Here is an 18,658-nt window from a genome sequence, read left to right as displayed (position 1 = left end):
CATTTGATACTTCTTTGAGAATAGCAAGTTTCTCCAACGCACTATACTTTCCTAGAGACATGAAAAAACTCCCCTTACGATAACAGGTTTTATTATTTCACCTGTCTACCGTATGGGGAGCATATCACTGATAACGATTGGCTGCCGTCGTTGCGCTAACGGGCAGGATACTTCCATAACTATACAAGATGTCGCCAATTATATTCCTGGGCTTATGCCATTTTGCACGATGAAACAATTTACTATACGCTCCGTTTAATGTATGGGAATTCAATAAATTAAGGAGTGAAACTAGATGGCATTCATTAAAAATTTTCTAGTAGCCGTGGTTTTCTTGTCAGTCGTTTCAGCATTCAATCCAAACGTATCAAAAGCGAGTGGAGGTTCAATATTCTTAAATATCGAAGGTTATTTCTTACTTTATAGTGCGCCTCTGGCACCATACATCGATGATAATAATCGCATGATGGTGCCTTTGCGATCATTCTCGAAGTTGTTTGGAGCAACAGCGACTTATGAAGTGGCGAGTAAAACGGCAACAATCATTGAAGGTAATGCATCTCTTAAGTTAAAAGCAAATTCTAAAGTTATTGAAGTAAATGGCCAAAAATTCGAATTGGATACGGTTACCGTGTTGAAAAATAACAGTTTCTTTTTGCCGCTCAAATCAGTTGCGGACGCATTCCGGATTCGCACATCTGTTATTGACATGGGGTATGGAACGGGGAAAACCATTACAATTAATGATGAACGATTTTTGGTGCAAGGAGTACTGAAAGAAATTAATGAGATGAGAAGCAATGATGAAGAACAATACAAGAATTATGGTGTGTTCCCAGAATCCATTGCTTTTAATAAAAACAACCAGCAAATCAAAATACACATAAAGTCGAGAAACATCTTAGGAGAGGAAATTAACTTTGAAGATGTAAAAAGCGGCGTGTGGGTAGTTTCAAATAATGAGATACAACAAGTTTTAAATGATGTTACTGAGGATTTAAAGATTGGAAAAGGCGAAATTATGGAGCATCAATACCCGACTAATAACAAAGACACTAGTAAAGTAGAATTCGTTTTTTACTTCCCTAGAATTCATGAATAGGTCACGCGTGATTTATGGATTTCTCGAAGCTAATGTCCATTGATGGAAATCCAGCGTAGTTGTGCAGGTTGTATAGTAACTGACGAGACAAGGCCGATTGAAGTGGAAATTAACTGGAATGACAACAATAAAGAATTTTTTCAACTAAAGTAATTAAGGAGGAAACGAAGATAAATTAAGTTAATGAGACACGAAAGCTTGACGCGTCGCCGACTCAACCATAAAGATGTGTTAGGAATATTCGTATCTAAGGAGGATCCCATGAGATGGAGAATGATCTTAACGTTTTTGTTGGCGAGCACACTGCTGCTTAGCGGATGTAAACAGAATGAGAATGATGTATACATCGGTATGCAACGCAATACTATTCAGGACCTTAAATCAGGTCGCGAAATGGACTACATTTATGAGTTCAGGGGACATTCGAAGCATTGGGCAGCCTTGTATATCACCTATAAGCCGAAAGGAGAGGAGAATCACACATCAAGATTGTTCATGAAATATATTGGCAAGGACCCTAGACCTTCGGGTCAACTCCGTTACGAGTACGACACAGTCGGTGGCGGGGATGGCAACGGAACACTGCCTAGTGTCGATAAGATTGGCAATGTGTACAGTCTTGGCTCCTCGGGTGGAAATGGTTCAACCGCCAATCCTGATTCTTCCGTGAAAATGCAGGTGTGGTGGAACAAAACGTCGGAGACCATTCAACTTGACCCAATTGGGACGGAATAACCTGCATCGGTCAGAAGAAATTCCGGGGACGATAGCTCATTTATAATACGCGGCAGCCGGCCTTAGAATCGGCTGCAGTCGTTGCGCTAATGGACAGGATAGTTCGATAAAGCAGTGGCATACTAGGACTTTATTTTTATCCTAAGCTGTCTGCTTTTTATTTTGCTTAATGAGGGGCTTTTAAATATGTGCAATTCATTAATTAATTCGAAGATTTGTCCCGAATCTAGCTTCCTCCGTGTTATAAGAGTATAGAGACGAAGTAAGGAGGCGGCGATCACGGAGATTGAAGAATGGGTCAAACAAGTCCAATCCGGAAATGTTGTAGCATATGAAGCCATTGCGGAGCAATTTAGTCCGCCTCTCTATCGCTATTGTTTCAGAATGCTGAATCAGGTCCAAGAGGCCGAGGACGCTGTGCAAGACGTTCTTATAAAGGCTTATGAGTCGATTGGTGCTTATAAGCAAAGCGTAAGCTTCGGCGCGTGGATATTTTCCATCGCTTACCGACATTGCTTAAATGTCCTCCGTCGGCGTAAACTGCAGCTTAAATTCAGCTGGTTGTTCCATCAAGAGGAACACGAGGAGAGCCCGGAGCAAATCTATGATAAGCATTGCTTTAGTCCTTTGATGATACATGCCTTGTCAAAATTATCACCTAAAGATCGGAGCCTACTCATTTTCCGTATATTTGAAGACCGAAGTTATGTTGAGATCGGTGAAATGATTGGTTCAAAACCAGAAGCGGTAAAGAAACGGATTGCTCGCGCGAAGGAAAAGATCAGGCAGCAACTACACATCAGGGAGGAGGACATCCAATGGCAAGACAAAATCACGATAGCCAAGATGAAGATTTAAAGCGCCACAGTATCTCCATTGACGAGATACCTGTATCGCGAATTACGTCCCGAGTCATGCGGAGAGTATTGGGTCATGAAAAAAATAAATCTTCACGTAGAATAGGACGGCTTCGCATTCATAAAGGAGCTTTAGCCGCTGCTATTGCTCTCATGATGTTTTTTATCTCCGTCTCCGCGTACGCTGCAGCTGAGTACCTGCAATTGCGCAATCAAAAAGGAGAAGTGGTTTTGCAAACGTCTAACAATTCACTTCCTACGAATAGCGAATGCGGACGCTTGATCAATAGCTATCGTGAAGCGGCAAGCAAATCAATAGAGCCAGGGGCAGACAATGGAGTCGCTTATTACGTAAAAGGTTCAGAAGAGGTGTGCGGACAAGTTCTACTTGGGTTCGAGTACGGAGCTGATTATGGGCTTAATCGAGAATTGATTCATGATGACACCAGTGATGCCTTCATCCAGGTCATGAATGAAAAGTTGAGTCCTACTCTAACGCTTAAACCTGATTTTTTACCTGAAGGATTTCACTATTTAACCGGCACGTTAGTACCCACTAATATAGATAGGAATGAATATAAGCGACTTAGCCGCATATTAACGAATAGAGCAATGGAAAGTTCGGCAAAGAATGTCTTATTTACCGAACCAATTACATGGCATGAAGCTGACTCTGCGCTAATTAGTTTTGTTGACGATTCACATCAAAAGATAATCGATATCATGGCCGTTAAATTACACGGTCAGAAAGTGGACATGAACATCCCTAAACATGCAGTGTCTCAGAAACTATCTTTTAATGAACAAGAAGTGATTTATGTGGGAAAGAACACTCAATTCACCAATAAGGCGTTATGGTACCAAAATATAAACGATATTCTTATTACAGCATGGGATTCACCCAATAGCGGAATTTCCGAGGAAGACTTCTTGAAGATGATTGAAAGTATTGTCGAGTAGGCAAGTTAATTAATCTTTTATCTTGCTGGGTGCTTAAATGCGCTTGTCAAATGAGTTCCTAAAAAATCAATACAAAGGCTGCCCTCAGCAGGCAGTCCTTGTCGTTCAACTAACGGGCAGATTAACGCAACAAACTCCATTGGTCTATAAAAGTACATCAATGGAATCCATTTAGTTAAAAGCGAAATTCATTAGTCTCTGAAAGGTTTGATAAGAGTTGTACAAATTAGCAATTAACAGAGAACAAATCTGGAATGGATGCATATTGGCGTCTATTGCCCATGCCGTAATGACTGCGCATTACCCTGACTTTTCATTCGAGCAATCGTGGGATGGCATAAACTATAATGTACAAGATGGAGCCGGCATCCGAGGAACAATTACGTTCCACGATAGGATTATTGTAGCCGCATTTAGAAAAGAGCAAAGTGATCGTCTTTATAATAGCGACTTGACTCAAACAGCCATAAGAAGTCTCCATAAGGCACCACCAGCGGTTCATGCAATCGCTAAGTCGGAAACATTTCATTGCTTGTTAGATGAGGTTGATGGGCAAACAATACCGTTAATCACGGCGTTATTTTACGGAGTGAGTGATGACTTTGTTTCCAACGATAGCTTAGTAGATTTATTTGAGCATGGTGCGGAGATTATTCAAACACAACTTTTGGGTTGCACAGATGAAGCAATAAAACACTGGCATGATTACTATGAAATGACGCAAGAGCAGAGTGATTTAGTTTTGTCGTTATTTCACCGTAAACTCCAGAATCCAAAATCCGTAATTAGAATATCTCAAGAGGAAGCAACCAGTATCGGACTTGTGAACGCAGAAGGTATTGATGAGTGTCGTGAATCACTTGAAGAATTAGGAATTATATACCCAATGTAGTTAATTGATCTAACTGGGAACGATAGCTCAATCATGACACGACGGCAACCGGCATAGTAACGATCGACTAAAACCGTCGTTAGGCAAATAGAAAAGGCCATCTTTATGGGGATGGCCGGTTAAATACGTATTATTCATTCTGTAATTAATAACCTAAGATAAAATTCTAGCGACAGTAATAATATACTCAACATCTTGTAATGGGAAGTTTTGAGATATCGTTACTTCTTCGCCGGATTTAACTTCGGAAATAGCAGGGTAATTTGGACGACTATAGGAATCTGTTGCAAAACCGCCAAAAACTTTACCATAAGACACAAGTGGATGAATATCCGCTTTACCGGCTGGAATGTCATTTCCTGACTTGTTTTTAGCTGTAAGATTCAATTGAAAATTACCATCTTGAGATTTTTTTATTGTATAATTTTCAACCTGTAGAACATTGTCAATATTTTTTGGATAGAGGTCGTTTCCCTTAAAATCCATGAAAGGCTTTCCTACAAGTATACTTTCATCGTCTAAAACAAGTACTCGAAGCACACTATCCCAATGATATTTTAGATTCGTAGTGTTTAAAAACAAACGTATAGGCAATGAGATTGATCCATCTTTGATTACAGGTTTTGTATCCATGGAAAAGGTTTTTCCATCCACTTCGGCTTTTTCAGAACCCACTACAAATTTAAAGGCATGGCCTTGCCATATAACTTCTGCAGTTTTGTTACTAGCTTGATAGGAGACACTTCCACCGAACAATTCATCAAACGTTCGAAGAGGAATTAGTAACCGATCATTTTGGTCTACAAATGGAGCAGTGGGGTGAGTGTACAGAATATAGTACGGTCCAGCCTTTAGATATACATGGGAGTAGGTTGGCAATGATGAGGTACTAGTAGAAGTAGCTGCGGATACGTTGTTGAGTTGACTAAAGCAAAAAAATGAAACCATACAAAGAAGAGCGGATATTAATCTTTTCATTCAATTAACGCCTCTCTTTCACCTATTCTTTGGGAGTTATCTTTATAACGCTAAGATACACAGTATTGTTACAGTTCAGCATTGCGAATATGCCGGGTATTATGCGACTCTAACGGGGAACGATAGCTTAATCATGTCACGACGGCAGCTGACCTGATTACGATCGGCTGATGTCGTTGCGCTAACGGGCAGGATAATTGAATGATCCAAAAGAGCTCGCCTTTATAGGGCGAGCTCTTTTATTTCCTACCGAAGCGAATATGTGAGGAGCAGACGCCGCCCTGATCGTTGAGGTCCAAATGGGTAGGATAAGTCTAACGAGGAAATCCTCCAAACAACACAAATATTCCGATGACAACAGCAATCACACCGCCGACTCTATTCATTATTAATGCTGCATCACTTGGCTCAGCATTTCTAAATTGCCAACCGTAGCGCATATACCAGCCGGCTTGTGGGAAAAAGACATTTAAAATGCCTATAATAATAAATAGGAGCCCAAACAATCCAAACATTTGTATACCACCTTTTGACTTTTCTTAAATTAATATACGGTATGAATTGGTAATTGTTTCAACGAGTAATGATTCCCCCGAGAAGCGTTTTTATTTGCTTAACCAACGGGGAGGGTAGTTCAAAACGGAATAACGACATAGCTTGTTAAGCTAACGGGACACGATAGCTCAATTATCGACACGACGGCAGCCGGCCTTAGAACGATCGGCTGCCGGCCTTAGAACGATCGGCTGCCGTCGTTGCGCTAACGGGCAGGATAATGCAACTTTTGAATGAGAGTGTTATTCAGGAGTTGAGAGTTGCCTGCAAATATCTTTGAATTTTCAGGACTAGGAAATGAGTTTGCCGTAATTGGCAGGTTGTTAATAAAGTTGAGAGGTGTTTATATGGCGGGAAACCCGAATCAGAATTCAGTAAAAAGAATCATCACAATCGTTACGATCATTATAGGGGTCGGGTTGATTGGAATCGCCATCATCAAAATAAGCATCCATCACGACAAATACGATTTATATGACCCTTCTAAACTAGCCCCAGGAGACATTATTGATACAATTGGTGTTCCAGCTGAAATAGACAGCTTATTAGAGAAAACTCAGTCCAAGATGTTTGATCTAATATATCAAGAAAAAGTGGAAAAAGGATTGATAATCCTGTTTAAAGACGAATTTGGTTTTCGACATGCATTTTTCTCCAATAAAATGGAGGTATGGAATATTAGTGGGAACACCGAATTAAGCCCGAAAGAAGGGTTTACTTGGACAATGACTAATGACCCTAACATTCCAATATTGACGTTTGCCGGGCTGATTACAGATGAGGATATTCAAACGGTGATCGTTATTCAAAAATCATCAACCAGTCAAGCCAAAATCATTACAACAACCCAAGGGAGATTTTGGTTTACCCATTTTGATTATTTGGAAGAAGCTTCTGGACAACCGGACGCCCTTAAAATTGAAGCTTTATCAGGTGATGGCAAGGTTATTTGGAAAGAAGGTATATATGATGGAACGTATTATCGAGGAAGAACTTAAGAGAATAAAAGACCTTAGATTTAAAACAGTTTCGCTAACAAGAAACGATAGTTCAAACGCATTTTGGAGCAGTGTACCGGCGGAAGTTGCTCCATTATTTCGTTCCCGCAGGAAGGTAAGCTGATCAATGCCAGCATGAAATTACATTGCGCTACCAGGCAAGAAAGAGGATTCCCTTTTTATGGTAGTATTAAGTTGCAAGTGTCCGAGGAGGCGCTGCCGAATGACAATTAGCAAAAGAGGGACAAGAAAAATAATTGTCGAGCAAGAACCTTACAGATGGGTAGTCACACCATCAACAAAAGGTGTTATTACACTGACCGTTCAGCATGATGAAGTGACGGGGCAATTGCTCCGAGTATATATTGAGTCAGACATTAATGAGTTCTGGGTGGAGTTTCCTCATGTAGCGTCTTTAAATAACAAAATCGTGTTGCCGGCTGAGATTGCCTTTATTATTACTGAGGCAATTATACAAGGGTGGAACCCTAGAGAGAAAGGCGAGGTACTAAGTTTCAAACTTTTTGAAGACAATTCCTTATCATTGCAATTACGGACACGATAGCTCAATTATGACACGACGGCAGCCGGCCTTAGAACGATCGGCTGCCGTTGTTGCGCTAACGGGCAGGATAGTTGAAGATCATTCACGGTGAACTATATCACAAGTAAAGGCAAGTTTTTCGGAAAATCTCGTATCGGGCTTGGAAAGGCGCATTGGCGGCAAAGTCGCTGTAAACGGTCTTCTGCGATCTTTTTGGGGTCACAGAACGATGCGGTACCTGCAGGGGGACTTTTGCTTGCGGAAAGCAAAAACCCCCCTCCGCCGTTTTGGCGAAAGGGGCCAGTTCTCTGAAAAGTCGGGTCAAGGTTAATCTTTGAACGGGAGACGGGGCCTCGTTGAGGACCCAGTCTTTGTTCTTTCCGCCATCCTAGTGATCGACTCCATGTCTTGATCGGTTAATTGTTCAAGGAAATATTGTCGTATTGCCTTAGCCACGACAGGACGAGCTTGATCCAATGCGGATTTTCCGGCAGAAGTGATGATGACCTGAACACCGCGATCTGTGTCTAGTGGATTCCTCGCTACAAGCCTACGTTTCTCCATCCGCGTCAGATGATGTGACAATCGGCTCTTATCCCAATCCATCGAGTCAGCCAACTCCTGTTGACGAAGACTGCCGTCTCCATTAAGGACTAGCCGATCCAACACTCCGTAATCGCCTTCGGATAGTCCTGTGTGCGAGGACATCTCTTTAATTACGCGCCCGAAAATGCTCTGAAAGGAGCCTTTCCACAAATGCCATATTCGCATTTCCTCTTCGTTTAACACGTTTTTCTCCATAAAAACATAATAACACTGTTGACGCGTCAACCACAAAATGTTACAGTTTCTTTGCGGTTGATACATCAACTAAAACAATAGGGCAAATGTCGTACATGAATGAACAGAGGAGAGTGTCGCTATGCATGACAAACCAGTCGCCTTGGTCACCGGGGCCAATAAAGGAATCGGCCTTCAAATCGCAAAGGATCTCGCGGCGAACGGCCTTACCGTACTCGTGGGGTCACGCAACCTTGAGCATGGGGAGACGGCCGCGAAGAGCATCGGAGCGAATGCCCGAGCCATCCAGCTTGACGTAACGAACCAGGCCTCCATTGCCGCCGCGGCAGAACGTATTCGGAATGAGCTTGGCCGACTCGACGTGCTCGTAAACAATGCGGGCATCTCGCATGCCGGAAAGCCGGGCAGACCACTCGAGGAAGTTGCGAATTCGGGCCGCCCGAGCGTTGCGTCTCTAGACGAAGTGCGTGCTGTGTTCGAGACAAACGCGTTCGGCGTTATCGCCATTACGCAAGCCATGCTGCCGCTCCTTCGAGAATCGACGGCGGGACGAATCGTCAACTTATCAAGTTCTTCCGGATCGCTGACGCTCAACGCGGACCCGAGCTTTCCGCATCGGTCGGTTTTTGGCGCCGTTTACAGCCCGTCGAAGACCGCCCTTAACGCAATTACACTTGCCTTCGCCATCGAACTCGCGTCAACAGGCATCAAGGTTAACGCTGCGTGCCCGGGCTTCACAGGAACGGATCTCAACAACTTCGCGGGTACTCGAACCGTCCAACAGGCTGCGCGCGAGCCTGTGCGCCTCGCGCTCCTTGACGCAGACGGTCCGACAGGCACGTTCTCCAACGAGGATGGTCCGCTCCCGTGGTGATGAATTCGGTCTAATGTACTCTATATTCCAGTGAATTAAACGTAAACATACGCAACTGCTTGTCGGGCGAACACTCCTGCCCGGAACTTGCCGTTACAGACAGCGCGGTGAACCGTATCATAGTTTCATAGTCAGGTCATTCCGCTAACGGGACACGATAGTTCAACTTCATGAGGGCTGCCAACTTGGCAGCCCTTTATTACGCTAACGGGCAGGATAATACAAGGACAAGTCCGCTGGCAGATGGCACGATTCAATTTTCTTTACAAAATGATTTTCAAGACAAATTCCAACAGTTTTTTCGTTTTCTATAGGATATACTTGTGAATAGTCCGCTTTGTTAGGGGATCATGTTAAACTTTGGAGGTTATAAATTAATGGAAACAGGTACAGTCAAATGGTTTAATGCGGAAAAAGGGTTTGGCTTCATTCAAAGGGAAACGGGCGACGATGTATTTGTTCATTTTTCTGCCATTCAAGGCGAAGGATACAAATCTTTGGACGAAGGGCAACGTGTTGAATTCAATGTTGTTAAGGGCCAACGAGGACCGCAAGCTGAGAATGTTGTAAAACTTTAATACAAATATTAAGCCTGGACTTGACGAATTGTCAGGAACAGGCTTTTTATTATTGCGCTAACGGGACACGATTGACCAATAAGTAGATGGGAGATGTTTATAAATTCTGGATATGGTTAGACTATAAAATTATTATCGTTTGTGTTTAACTGATATTCATGAAAAAAACTGTGTAAGTCGGACCGTCTGAAGGTGCTGACAAAGAATATACATTAGATCAACGATAAATAAACCGCCAAGGCAGTGCCCTGGCGGTTTTTCTTATGTTCGAGTCCGGTATGTCCTTACCTTCTATCCCGTGAGCCCCAAAAACAGCAGTTCGAGTTATTGAACGAACGGGCAGGATAGCACATCCAAATGTTGTATTATATGGGGGTAGAGAGTATGCTTGTAAGATAGATTGAATTGTTCGGATGTTTAATGAGCGTATTAGGGAGGTGAACATAAATGCAAACGATCCGCATTATGTTCAAACAGCTGAATTGGGCAAACAAACGAATTCTTGCGCACTTGCGCACGCAAGACCATAATGAACAGGCACTGCGACTTTTTGCCCACATTTTACATTCTGAGCAGGTTTGGCTCACTCGATTGTTGGGCAAAGATAGCTCGCATATCGCGATATGGCCTGACGCCGACCTATCGGATTGCAGCCGATGGATCGATGAAAACCATGGAAACTTTTTAGCCTATCTCATTTCGATCGAGGAAAATGGAAACTTGGAGAATGTTATTGCATATAAGAATCAAACCGGGAGATCTTATACCACGTCCGTTCATGATATATTGACGCATGTAGCGCTGCATGGACAATACCATCGCGGACAAATTAATACGATACTGCGAGCTGCAGGCGGCGAACCAGTCAACGTTGATTTTATCGCCTATATAAGAGAGCTTTCATAATCTTAGAGTGAATGGGGTCATTTATAATTGAGCTAACGGGACACGATAGTTGAAAACAGCAAGACGGCAGCTGATACATTATTGGCTGTTATTTTTGTTGATGTTAAGGAGTTAATTATAATAAAAACTCAAGCATCACTTGATGGTCAATTTAGTGAGTAATAGATACACTAATAGTATTCTGGTGAAGAGGTGATGATTGTGTTTGATATGTCAAAAGTAGGGCGTAATATTGCTGATTTAAGGAAACGATCTGGGATGTCCCAAATGAGTTTGGCTGACAGACTTAGCATCAGTTACCAAGCAGTGAGTAATTGGGAAAGAGGCGAGTCGATGCCCGATATTTCTAAACTTCCTCAATTAGCGCATATTTTTGACGTTAGCATCGATGAGATACTTGATGAAAGTATGGGAACACAATTGCTGAAAAATGTGCTGAATCATACAACCCGGAATTATTTACAGAATCAAGAGGTATCGCTCAAAGACATTTCTGAAATTGCACCACTGCTTAGCCCAGAACAAGTTCAAGAGATAGTAGAGCAAGCAGAGGCCAATTTGAATATCCGTAATCTAATGTTTGTGGCTCCTTATGTCAGCGAGGAATTCATGAATCGGCGCGTTAAACAACTTGTAATAGAAAGCATTGGAGCAGCGGAAATGTTAGCGATTGCTCCCTATATAAGCAAGGATGTGTTAGATGAATGTGCATCGAAACTTTTTCAATTGGGAGGCAACGGTGTTGCTGAACTGGCAGCTATCGCCCCATACATGAGTCAGGAGGTAATTGACGTCTGCTCACAAAAACTTTTTAGTGCGGGAAATGGTGGTGCAGCCGAACTACTGGCGATATCAACATTTATGAGTAAACCTGCCGTTGACGCATGTGCTAAAGAAATTATAGAACGAGAAGGTAAAGAGGTAATTGTTTTTTTAACCTCGGTTATGAGTGAGAATGCAATTAACGAGTACGAAAAAAGTATTCTAGAAAGATAGTTTTGTTAAAGTAACGGAACACGATAGCTCAATCATGATATGACGGCATGATAACGGGAGACGATAGCTCAATCATGGCACAACGGCAGCCGGCCTTAGAACGATCGGCTGCCGTCGTTGCGCTAACGGGCAGTTATGCGTAACTTCCAGGGAATGTAAACGTCTAAATAAAGTAGAGAACGAGGAGGCAGACCTTTCATGGGAGGAACGAATGTTTGGGATGCGGAGTGGGCGGTTAACGAAGAGCAGGCGCGGACGCTGATCGGCAGACAATTCCCTCAGCTGTCATCGAAGCAAGTGAAGCGATTGGGCTGGGGCTGGGACAATACGGTTTTTCTCATCGGTGACGAGTACGTGTTCCGGTTTCCAAGAAGAACGATTGCAGTTGGCTCGATTCGTATAGAAGGGAAGCTGCTGCCGAAGCTGGAGGCATATATGACCATCCCCTATCCGAAACCGTTGTTTTATGGCGAAGCAAGTGACGGATACCCGGCACCATTTCTTGGCTATGCCTACGTGCCAGGAGATTTCCCCATCGGTTTGACGGAAGAACGCCGGGCTTTATCGGCAGAGACGCTGGCGAAATTTTTGCGGAGATTGCATGAGTTTCCGGTGCAGGCGGCGCTGAAGTGCGGAGTTCAGCAAGATCATCGAAGCTTGACGGACATAGCATCGCGCAAAGTGAAATTGGAGGGCTTTCTATCGAAGGTGGTTGAACACTTGTCGCCGGAGGAGTCCGGTGTGATGGAAGCGTATATTAGCAGGCTGCAAACGGACCGTGTCGAGGCGGTGAATGCACTGCTACATGGCGATCTTCATTTCAAAAATATGCTTGTGAATGAGAACGGGATCGTTTCCGGCATCATTGATTGGGGCGATCTGAGCGTAGGCCATCCGGCTTGCGATTTGAGCGTTGCTTACAGCTTTTTACCACCTTACGCTCGCGGCGTGTTTTTCGAAACTTACGGAGGTGCGGACGAGGAAACGAAGCTGCTGGCGCGGCTGATCGCGGTATACATCCCCGTACTGATCTTGATGCAAGCGATCGATGACGGGAATGAAGCGATTGCGGCAGAGGCGAAATCCAACATCATGCGAGCACTGTCGGATTAGGCTCATTATTTCGTTGCAGCTAGGGGGCTATGGCTATCGGCACCATTTTGTCGTTTAAAGGCTGCGATAAGGTACAATTCGCCTTCTCTGATGCCGCTTTATGTTGAGGAACACGAAATTCAACAGCGTAAGTCGTTGCGCTAACGGGACACGTTAGTTCAATCACTCAGGGAGGAGATCGCCGCGGCAATACATTGCTTGAAACCCAACGCAAACTGCGTTGGGTTTTCGTTTATCGGAAATGGGATAATGTTCTTGTCATGTATGACGTTAAGTTCTTGTCATCCCACACTTGATGGCGGCGCCCCCAGAGGGCTCTTTTGCTAATAAAAGCCCCACTCTTAGGAGTGGAGCTTTCCTTAAGCCAAGGGGGATATGCCATGCGGATTTAGACGCCGTGAAGAGATTGTGATTATTGTTAAGCTTCATTTTCACCGTGGCACCGTCTTTTCAATATCAAAGGGCTGTACCTCTTGTGGGCACAAACAGCCCCGACATATCGGTACCCTCCAATTCAAGCAATTTCACCTTTCTATGAACACCTCCGGCGTACCCCGTCAAGCTGCCGTTTGAACCTACAACGCGATGGCAGGGAATGATGATCGAGATCGGATTATGCCCGACAGCGCCGCCTACTGCTTGGCTTGACATGCTTTCCTTGTTCAACTTGGCCGCCATTTTTTTGGCAATGTCGCCATAGGTGGTCACCTCGCCGTATGGGATTTCGCATAGAATGCTCCATACCTCTTGACGGAATCCGCTGCCAATGGGACTAAGCGGCAATTCTGAAATGTCGGGCTTCTTGCCCGCAAAGTAGTTGTTCAGCCATTTTTTTACGGTATCGAATATCGGCATGTCGCCATGCTCTATCCTACCTTCAGGTATAGTAGCCCCGTGATACTTTTGCCCCTCAATCCATGCGCCAACAAGACCGCTTCCATCGGATGCAAGCGTAATGATTCCTACGGGTGACGGATAGGTTGTCCGATAATACATGTTCCTGCCTCCTTATAGCGTGTTCCAAAGGTTGATGGTGGCATAACTGCGCCACGGCCGCCATGCTTCCGCCATTTTCAGTAATTCCTTCGACGTGTAGGGCTGTAATGCTTTTTTGACGCCCGCATCTGTTTCAAGGAATGCGTCGGGCCATTCCATCGCGCGCATCGCGATGTACTGCGCTGTCCAGCTTCCGATACCGCGAATCGCCATCAGCTTTTTCATCTCTTCCTCCGGCTGGGCCGGGAGGTCAAAATCAATTTCGCCCTGTACGAATGCTCGTGCCAGTTCAAAAATCGTAGTTGACCGTGCAGCGGTAACACCTAGCACTCCGAAGCGATCTTTAATCGCGCCGCCAAAAGACATTAGATCTTCGGGTAAAGGAAAAATACGGGTCAATCCCTCAATCCCGGTCTGAATGGGCGCGCCGTAAGCTTGGACAATCCTTGACGCCAATGTGCTTGCCGCTTTCACGGTAATTTGCTGTCCCAGCACCGCCCGCACGGCCATTTCAAACGCATTGAAGCACCCCGGCACACGAGCTCCCAAAACGCAAAGACCGGGTCGAATGTCGTTCATTACCCGTAGTGTTTCATACACCGCGACCGGGTCGCAGTATAAGTCAAACAGATGTCGTATTCGTGCTAATACTTGCGGCAGTACCGGCAGTAAAGTTTCGCTCACGGTAACGCTCAATGCATCCTTTTTAGGATCATGCCCCACCCGCACCCAACCATATACAGGCGTTCCATCTGCGTTTACCAAATGGACGGTACGCATGTATTCGCCGTTTTTTACGACTTCAATTCCTGCTAGGGTGCGTCCGGCCAGAAAATGCAGCATTTCGTCCCAAGGATAAGGCGGACGGTAGCTCAATGCTAAAGTAAGGTTGTCTTTATGCTTCTTTTCTTCTACAGTCCGTTTTCGTAAGGCCGTAGGCGAAAGCTTGTACTGTTTTTTAAAAAGGCCGTTGAACCGACGCAAGCTGCCAAACCCCGCCGCCATCGCAACTTCCAGTACCGGCAAATCTGTGTCTGTGAGCAGGTTTTTGGCCAGGAGCAACCGGCATGTTTGCAAATACTGAACCGGCGACACGTGATACGCTGCTGTAAAAACGCGCCGCAAATGTCGGTCCGTACAACCAAGTCGCCCGGCTATTTCATCTAAACTTTGCCCGCTGCCGCTGCTTTCTTCTAACATTCTTGCTGCTCGGTAAACTAAATTAGCTGTAGCGTCGGTGATTGAAGTGCCGGGAGCAAGCTCCGGCCTGCATAAAAGGCATGGGCGGTATCCCGCATGCTCCGCTGCCGCCGCGGAGGCATAGAACGTGCAATTTTCCGGCTTCGGTTGCTTGGCCCGGCACACAGGGCGGCAATAAATTCCCGTCGACGATACGCCTACAAAAAAGCGTCCGTCGAAACGTGCGTCTTTTGCCTTGAACGCTGCATACAGTGCGTCTTTGTTATCCGTCACCTTGTCACCCTTTCCTGACCTGGTTTTATTGTATCATGTTGTCTGAAAAGGTCTGGCCATTTTCGGACATGGTTTTTGGGGGTGACACTATGATGAAAACGTCCTTGCAACAAACTCAAGAAGCGCTCGCATCGCGCCCATCGAACTACCCGACGTGCAGCGCAAACTTGATGTCATTCCCGACGAAGCGGCCCCAAGCAGTCGTTGTTCAACTAACGGGCAGGTTAATTCGAATAAGTCGTTTTCCCCTAAAGTAAGTAACTGTTAAGCTGAAGGAAAGCAATTGAGGGGGAGAGTATGGATGCTAAAGAGGAAATACGGTGACCGTTCAGATTGGAAGCGTGTTTTATTAAGAGAATATGCGCAGTCTTTTATTGAATCGGATAACTTCAATGGTTATGTGACTCTTTTGCGAATTGTCAAAGTAACAGACCCACTTTACGTTGATTATAACGGAGAGAGAATTTGTATTGTTGATGATGGCTATCTTTGGCTTCAACAATTCCCTTCAGGTCGTAACCATTCGGTAACAACAATGTTTGATTCAATGGGTAATATCGTGCAGTGGTACATAGATATATGTTCCCAAAATGGAGTTAGTGACAACAATGTACCTTGGATGGAAGATTTGTTTCTAGATTTAATTGTTTTACCATCTGGTGAAATAATTAATAAGGACACGGATGAACTGGAAGAAGCTTTTAACGGCGGAGTAATAAATAAGGCACTATATGATTTAGCCAGGGCAGAGTCAACTAAGCTCAGTGAATTAATTAAGCGTGATGAGTTCGCGTTATTAAAACTTTCAGAAGAACACAAAGAATTTCTGTCCCAAAAGCTTTAAAAAAGGGGCGATTCATTCAACTAACGGAAGACGATAGCTCAATCATCACACGACGGCAGCCGACCTGATAACGCTCGGCAGCCGTCGTTGCGCTAACGGGCAGGATAGTTCCAATATGTGGTATTATTTGGTTGATGGAGTAAACTCAAAGCTGTGATGAGTCAGCGTCGACCGACAAAGGTAAGGATAGGGATTGAAGGCCTAAACGGGAGTGAACTATATTGAATGTGCAGCATTCCTATTTACGACAAATTCAGCTCAAGAGGCACCAAATACCCACTTATAATCGTTATCCCTTTGATTTGGCGGTCATTCGAAGCTTAAATACCCTTGATTTCCACCCCAAGGTAACCTATATCGTAGGTGAAAATGGGATGGGCAAATCAACCCTGATGGAGTCCATTGCTGTCGCATGGGGATTTAACCCGGAGGGTGGGACGATCAACTTTTCCTTCTCGAGTCAGGCTACCCACTCGAGCTTATACGAATATATACAATTGATCAGAGGTCCGCGACGCCCGAAGGATGGCTTCTTCTTCCGGGCAGAAAGCTATTATAATTTCGCCACGACGATCGATGAGTTGGACAGTCAACCTTCATTGGGTCGCCCTATTAAAGATTCGTACGGTGGTAAGTCCTTACATGAGCAATCGCACGGAGAGTCGTTCTTTTCCACTTTCATTCATCGGTTCGGGGAGAATGGCTTATATATACTGGATGAGCCTGAGGCTGCATTGTCTCCCCTTCGCCAAATGGCGATGCTGACACGAATCCATGAACTTGTTTTGCAAAACTCTCAATTTATTATTGCGACCCATTCCCCGATCCTTATGGCATATCCAGATTCGATTATTTACAATCTAAAGCCGGATGGTATCGAGGTCCAAGTATTGGAGGAAACCGACCATTTTATGATTATGAAAGAGTTTGTGAATAACAAGGATAGGATGCTCAGGGAGTTACTCGAAGAAGCACAAGATTAATTCCACCGCTATCCCTATGGAAGCCTATTTAGACGAAGAGAATACGACGGCAGCCGGCTTCAGATCAATCGGCTGCCGTCATTCCGCTAACGGGCAGAAGAGTTCAACATTAACTCGTAGTTATTAAAAATGGTATATTGAGGTAAACAACATAATGGTGGTGAACATCCTCTTATGCAGACTATAAATCAAGTTGAGTAACAAGATGTCTCACTCACATGCAGTCCTACCATGATGAACCATAATTCATGTCGAAAACATTTGAATCATTTCTCATACACGTGTACTTCGGCTAAGGTTTACGCATGATATTATTTTTTTGAATTGAACATTTTATCAAATTAAACTAATGGGACACGTTAGTTTAGACAAGGGTAGGAGTTCATAGGATTAGTTGCCGAAATGATCATACAAATTTCTCTGAAGTTGAGCAACAGCAGTGAGTGGTTTCTACAATAGTTTACCGTTAACACAATATTTAATAGTTGTCTTCGGTTCAGGATTGATTATTTTGACTGTAGCTTTTATCAGTTTTGTTAAGAAGAAAAACGTCTTAGTTACTTTAGGGCTGATATTATTAGCTTTTACGGGTTTTTCGATATCAATAGTGAAGATATATACGGTATATAATCTTAGTTGGCATTTAAAAGTGATAAGAATGACTCCTTTAATTGGTTTGATTGCAGCGCCAATATTATTGATTGGGCTTTTTCAGGCTTCAAAATACCAACCTGAGTTGCGTACTTCCGTAGTAAAAGCTATAACTGCCTTATCAATATTTGCCTTTGTTATTTTGACTGTTGTAAGTTATAAAATTATTAGGCGGATAGTTAAGCTAACGGGACACGATACTTCAATAAAACGGCAGTCGATCCATTATATTCTTTATACAGCAGCCCGCCGTCGCAACCCGCCGGGCGGACGGCGGCGCCTATTTATAAAAGCGCTTTCAACATGACTGTAGAAAACGGCAAGAAATCGTAGTTCCGTCCATTGTCGCTCCCGAAGACGCATGACATACTGAACGTAAAACCCTCCCGGGCAGGTGAAGCGCATGTACAAGGTGCTGGTGGCCGACGACGAACCGCTGATGATCGAAGGCTGGAAAACGATGGTGGACTGGCAGGGCTGCGGCTATGAATTATGCGGTACGGCGACGGACGGCGAGGAAGCGATCGCCGCGATCCGGGCTTGCCCGCCGGATCTGGTGATGACGGACATCCGCATGCCCGTCCTGGACGGACTCGGCCTCATCCGCGCGATGAAGGAGGAGCTCGGGCTGACCGCCAAGACCGTCATCGTCAGCGGCTATTCCGAATTCGGCTACGCGCAGGAGGCGCTGCGTTACCAGGTGGACCATTACTTGCTCAAGCCGCTCGTGCCGGAAGAAGTGCACAAGGTGCTGCGCGAGCTGGCCGGGCCGCTCGCGGAGCGGCGCCGGGCGGAAGGCGCCGCCGGCGCGGAGCGGGACGC

The 18,658-nt window shown here is 44.6% G+C and carries 21 protein-coding genes; 16 read left to right on the top strand and 5 right to left on the bottom strand.

Annotation, left to right across the window (positions count from 1 at the left end; translation table 11 throughout):
* The first annotated feature begins 295 nt into the window (after nucleotides 1-295).
* The 5 genes from I8J29_RS31665 to I8J29_RS31645 all read left to right on the top strand — a co-directional run bounded on the left by I8J29_RS31665 (nucleotide 296) and on the right by I8J29_RS31645 (nucleotide 4,546).
* The gene (locus I8J29_RS31665; RefSeq protein ID WP_208851266.1) at nucleotides 296-1,102 is read left to right on the top strand and encodes a copper amine oxidase N-terminal domain-containing protein; all 807 of its coding nucleotides are present in this window, start codon (nucleotides 296-298) and stop codon (nucleotides 1,100-1,102) included.
* Nucleotides 1,103-1,363: 261 nt separating this feature from the next.
* On the top strand, nucleotides 1,364-1,837 hold the full coding sequence (locus I8J29_RS31660; RefSeq protein ID WP_208851265.1) for a hypothetical protein: 474 nt from the start codon (nucleotides 1,364-1,366) through the stop codon (nucleotides 1,835-1,837).
* A gap of 276 nt (nucleotides 1,838-2,113) precedes the next feature.
* The gene (locus tag I8J29_RS31655) at nucleotides 2,114-2,695 is read left to right on the top strand and encodes an RNA polymerase sigma factor (RefSeq protein ID WP_208851267.1); all 582 of its coding nucleotides are present in this window, start codon (nucleotides 2,114-2,116) and stop codon (nucleotides 2,693-2,695) included.
* Nucleotides 2,656-3,654 carry a DUF4367 domain-containing protein gene (locus tag I8J29_RS31650; protein ID WP_208851264.1) on the top strand — a complete coding sequence of 333 codons (999 nt, stop codon included), beginning with the start codon at nucleotides 2,656-2,658 and terminating at the stop codon, nucleotides 3,652-3,654. The genes I8J29_RS31655 and I8J29_RS31650 overlap by 40 nt, the downstream gene beginning before the upstream one ends.
* A 217-nt stretch (nucleotides 3,655-3,871) precedes the next feature.
* Nucleotides 3,872-4,546: a hypothetical protein gene (locus I8J29_RS31645; RefSeq protein WP_208851263.1), complete on the top strand. Its 675-nt coding sequence runs from the start codon at nucleotides 3,872-3,874 to the stop codon at nucleotides 4,544-4,546.
* Between the two features lie 153 nt (nucleotides 4,547-4,699).
* Here I8J29_RS31645 and I8J29_RS31640 read toward each other — a convergent pair whose 3' ends face one another.
* Nucleotides 4,700-5,524: a copper amine oxidase N-terminal domain-containing protein gene (locus tag I8J29_RS31640; protein ID WP_208851262.1), complete on the bottom strand. Its 825-nt coding sequence runs from the start codon at nucleotides 5,522-5,524 to the stop codon at nucleotides 4,700-4,702.
* Nucleotides 5,525-5,838: 314 nt separating this feature from the next.
* The gene (locus I8J29_RS31635; protein WP_208851261.1) at nucleotides 5,839-6,039 is read right to left on the bottom strand and encodes a DUF6199 family natural product biosynthesis protein; all 201 of its coding nucleotides are present in this window, start codon (nucleotides 6,037-6,039) and stop codon (nucleotides 5,839-5,841) included.
* A 300-nt stretch (nucleotides 6,040-6,339) separates the two neighbouring features.
* Here I8J29_RS31635 and I8J29_RS31630 point away from each other — a divergent pair, with 300 nt between their 5' ends.
* On the top strand, nucleotides 6,340-7,077 hold the full coding sequence (locus tag I8J29_RS31630) for a hypothetical protein (protein WP_208851260.1): 738 nt from the start codon (nucleotides 6,340-6,342) through the stop codon (nucleotides 7,075-7,077).
* 223 nt (nucleotides 7,078-7,300) lie between these two features.
* Nucleotides 7,301-7,642, top strand: coding sequence for a hypothetical protein (locus tag I8J29_RS31625; RefSeq protein ID WP_208851259.1), 342 nt, complete (start codon nucleotides 7,301-7,303; stop codon nucleotides 7,640-7,642).
* Nucleotides 7,643-7,948: 306 nt separating this feature from the next.
* Here the strand turns inward: I8J29_RS31625 and I8J29_RS31620 are convergent, their stop codons facing one another.
* A complete protein-coding gene (locus I8J29_RS31620) occupies nucleotides 7,949-8,329 on the bottom strand; it encodes a MarR family winged helix-turn-helix transcriptional regulator (RefSeq protein ID WP_240546625.1) in 381 nt (126 codons plus the stop codon).
* A gap of 214 nt (nucleotides 8,330-8,543) precedes the next feature.
* On the opposite strand from I8J29_RS31620, the gene I8J29_RS31615 reads away from it, so the two are divergent.
* The 5 genes from I8J29_RS31615 to I8J29_RS31595 all read left to right on the top strand — a co-directional run bounded on the left by I8J29_RS31615 (nucleotide 8,544) and on the right by I8J29_RS31595 (nucleotide 12,889).
* The gene (locus I8J29_RS31615) at nucleotides 8,544-9,296 is read left to right on the top strand and encodes an SDR family NAD(P)-dependent oxidoreductase (RefSeq protein WP_208851257.1); all 753 of its coding nucleotides are present in this window, start codon (nucleotides 8,544-8,546) and stop codon (nucleotides 9,294-9,296) included.
* Between the two features lie 377 nt (nucleotides 9,297-9,673).
* The gene (locus I8J29_RS31610) at nucleotides 9,674-9,874 is read left to right on the top strand and encodes a cold-shock protein (protein WP_090637001.1); all 201 of its coding nucleotides are present in this window, start codon (nucleotides 9,674-9,676) and stop codon (nucleotides 9,872-9,874) included.
* Between the two features lie 447 nt (nucleotides 9,875-10,321).
* Nucleotides 10,322-10,780, top strand: a complete 459-nt coding sequence (locus tag I8J29_RS31605) for a DinB family protein (protein WP_208851256.1) — start codon at nucleotides 10,322-10,324, stop codon at nucleotides 10,778-10,780.
* A gap of 210 nt (nucleotides 10,781-10,990) precedes the next feature.
* Nucleotides 10,991-11,776 carry a helix-turn-helix domain-containing protein gene (locus I8J29_RS31600; protein ID WP_240546624.1) on the top strand — a complete coding sequence of 262 codons (786 nt, stop codon included), beginning with the start codon at nucleotides 10,991-10,993 and terminating at the stop codon, nucleotides 11,774-11,776.
* A gap of 198 nt (nucleotides 11,777-11,974) precedes the next feature.
* The gene (locus I8J29_RS31595) at nucleotides 11,975-12,889 is read left to right on the top strand and encodes a phosphotransferase (protein WP_208851254.1); all 915 of its coding nucleotides are present in this window, start codon (nucleotides 11,975-11,977) and stop codon (nucleotides 12,887-12,889) included.
* Between the two features lie 456 nt (nucleotides 12,890-13,345).
* Here the strand turns inward: I8J29_RS31595 and I8J29_RS31590 are convergent, their stop codons facing one another.
* On the bottom strand, nucleotides 13,346-13,885 hold the full coding sequence (locus I8J29_RS31590) for a methylated-DNA--[protein]-cysteine S-methyltransferase (RefSeq protein WP_208851253.1): 540 nt from the start codon (nucleotides 13,883-13,885) through the stop codon (nucleotides 13,346-13,348).
* Nucleotides 13,886-13,897: 12 nt separating this feature from the next.
* Complete coding sequence (locus tag I8J29_RS31585; protein ID WP_208851252.1) at nucleotides 13,898-15,358, bottom strand: AlkA N-terminal domain-containing protein; 1,461 nt, start codon at nucleotides 15,356-15,358, stop codon at nucleotides 13,898-13,900.
* Between the two features lie 301 nt (nucleotides 15,359-15,659).
* Here I8J29_RS31585 and I8J29_RS31580 point away from each other — a divergent pair, with 301 nt between their 5' ends.
* From I8J29_RS31580 to I8J29_RS31565, 4 genes are all read left to right on the top strand, one after another.
* A complete protein-coding gene (locus I8J29_RS31580) occupies nucleotides 15,660-16,202 on the top strand; it encodes a ribonuclease FAU-1 family protein (protein WP_208851251.1) in 543 nt (180 codons plus the stop codon).
* A 227-nt stretch (nucleotides 16,203-16,429) separates the two neighbouring features.
* Complete coding sequence (locus I8J29_RS31575; protein ID WP_420831180.1) at nucleotides 16,430-17,185, top strand: AAA family ATPase; 756 nt, start codon at nucleotides 16,430-16,432, stop codon at nucleotides 17,183-17,185.
* A gap of 439 nt (nucleotides 17,186-17,624) precedes the next feature.
* The gene (locus tag I8J29_RS31570) at nucleotides 17,625-18,143 is read left to right on the top strand and encodes a hypothetical protein (protein WP_208851249.1); all 519 of its coding nucleotides are present in this window, start codon (nucleotides 17,625-17,627) and stop codon (nucleotides 18,141-18,143) included.
* 96 nt (nucleotides 18,144-18,239) lie between these two features.
* The coding region (locus I8J29_RS31565; protein ID WP_208851248.1) for a response regulator at nucleotides 18,240-18,658 on the top strand (419 nt) is incomplete at its 3' end.

This window comes from Paenibacillus artemisiicola (assembly GCF_017652985.1).
GTDB classification, from domain to species: Bacteria; Bacillota; Bacilli; order Paenibacillales; family Paenibacillaceae; genus Paenibacillus_Z; species Paenibacillus_Z artemisiicola.
This window is presented reverse-complemented; position numbering and strand designations above follow the sequence as displayed.

Coding starts and splice junctions, on each gene's coding strand:
- I8J29_RS31590 (WP_208851253.1), bottom strand. CDS start 13,885: ATGTATTATCGGACAACCTATCCGTCACCCGTAGGAATCATTACGCTT.
- I8J29_RS31665 (WP_208851266.1), top strand. CDS start 296: ATGGCATTCATTAAAAATTTTCTAGTAGCCGTGGTTTTCTTGTCAGTC.
- I8J29_RS31610 (WP_090637001.1), top strand. CDS start 9,674: ATGGAAACAGGTACAGTCAAATGGTTTAATGCGGAAAAAGGGTTTGGC.
- I8J29_RS31615 (WP_208851257.1), top strand. CDS start 8,544: ATGCATGACAAACCAGTCGCCTTGGTCACCGGGGCCAATAAAGGAATC.
- I8J29_RS31580 (WP_208851251.1), top strand. CDS start 15,660: ATGCTAAAGAGGAAATACGGTGACCGTTCAGATTGGAAGCGTGTTTTA.
- I8J29_RS31660 (WP_208851265.1), top strand. CDS start 1,364: ATGAGATGGAGAATGATCTTAACGTTTTTGTTGGCGAGCACACTGCTG.
- I8J29_RS31605 (WP_208851256.1), top strand. CDS start 10,322: ATGCAAACGATCCGCATTATGTTCAAACAGCTGAATTGGGCAAACAAA.
- I8J29_RS31650 (WP_208851264.1), top strand. CDS start 2,656: ATGGCAAGACAAAATCACGATAGCCAAGATGAAGATTTAAAGCGCCAC.
- I8J29_RS31595 (WP_208851254.1), top strand. CDS start 11,975: ATGGGAGGAACGAATGTTTGGGATGCGGAGTGGGCGGTTAACGAAGAG.
- I8J29_RS31600 (WP_240546624.1), top strand. CDS start 10,991: ATGTCAAAAGTAGGGCGTAATATTGCTGATTTAAGGAAACGATCTGGG.
- I8J29_RS31640 (WP_208851262.1), bottom strand. CDS start 5,524: ATGAAAAGATTAATATCCGCTCTTCTTTGTATGGTTTCATTTTTTTGC.
- I8J29_RS31625 (WP_208851259.1), top strand. CDS start 7,301: ATGACAATTAGCAAAAGAGGGACAAGAAAAATAATTGTCGAGCAAGAA.
- I8J29_RS31620 (WP_240546625.1), bottom strand. CDS start 8,329: ATGTCCTCGCACACAGGACTATCCGAAGGCGATTACGGAGTGTTGGAT.
- I8J29_RS31635 (WP_208851261.1), bottom strand. CDS start 6,039: ATGTTTGGATTGTTTGGGCTCCTATTTATTATTATAGGCATTTTAAAT.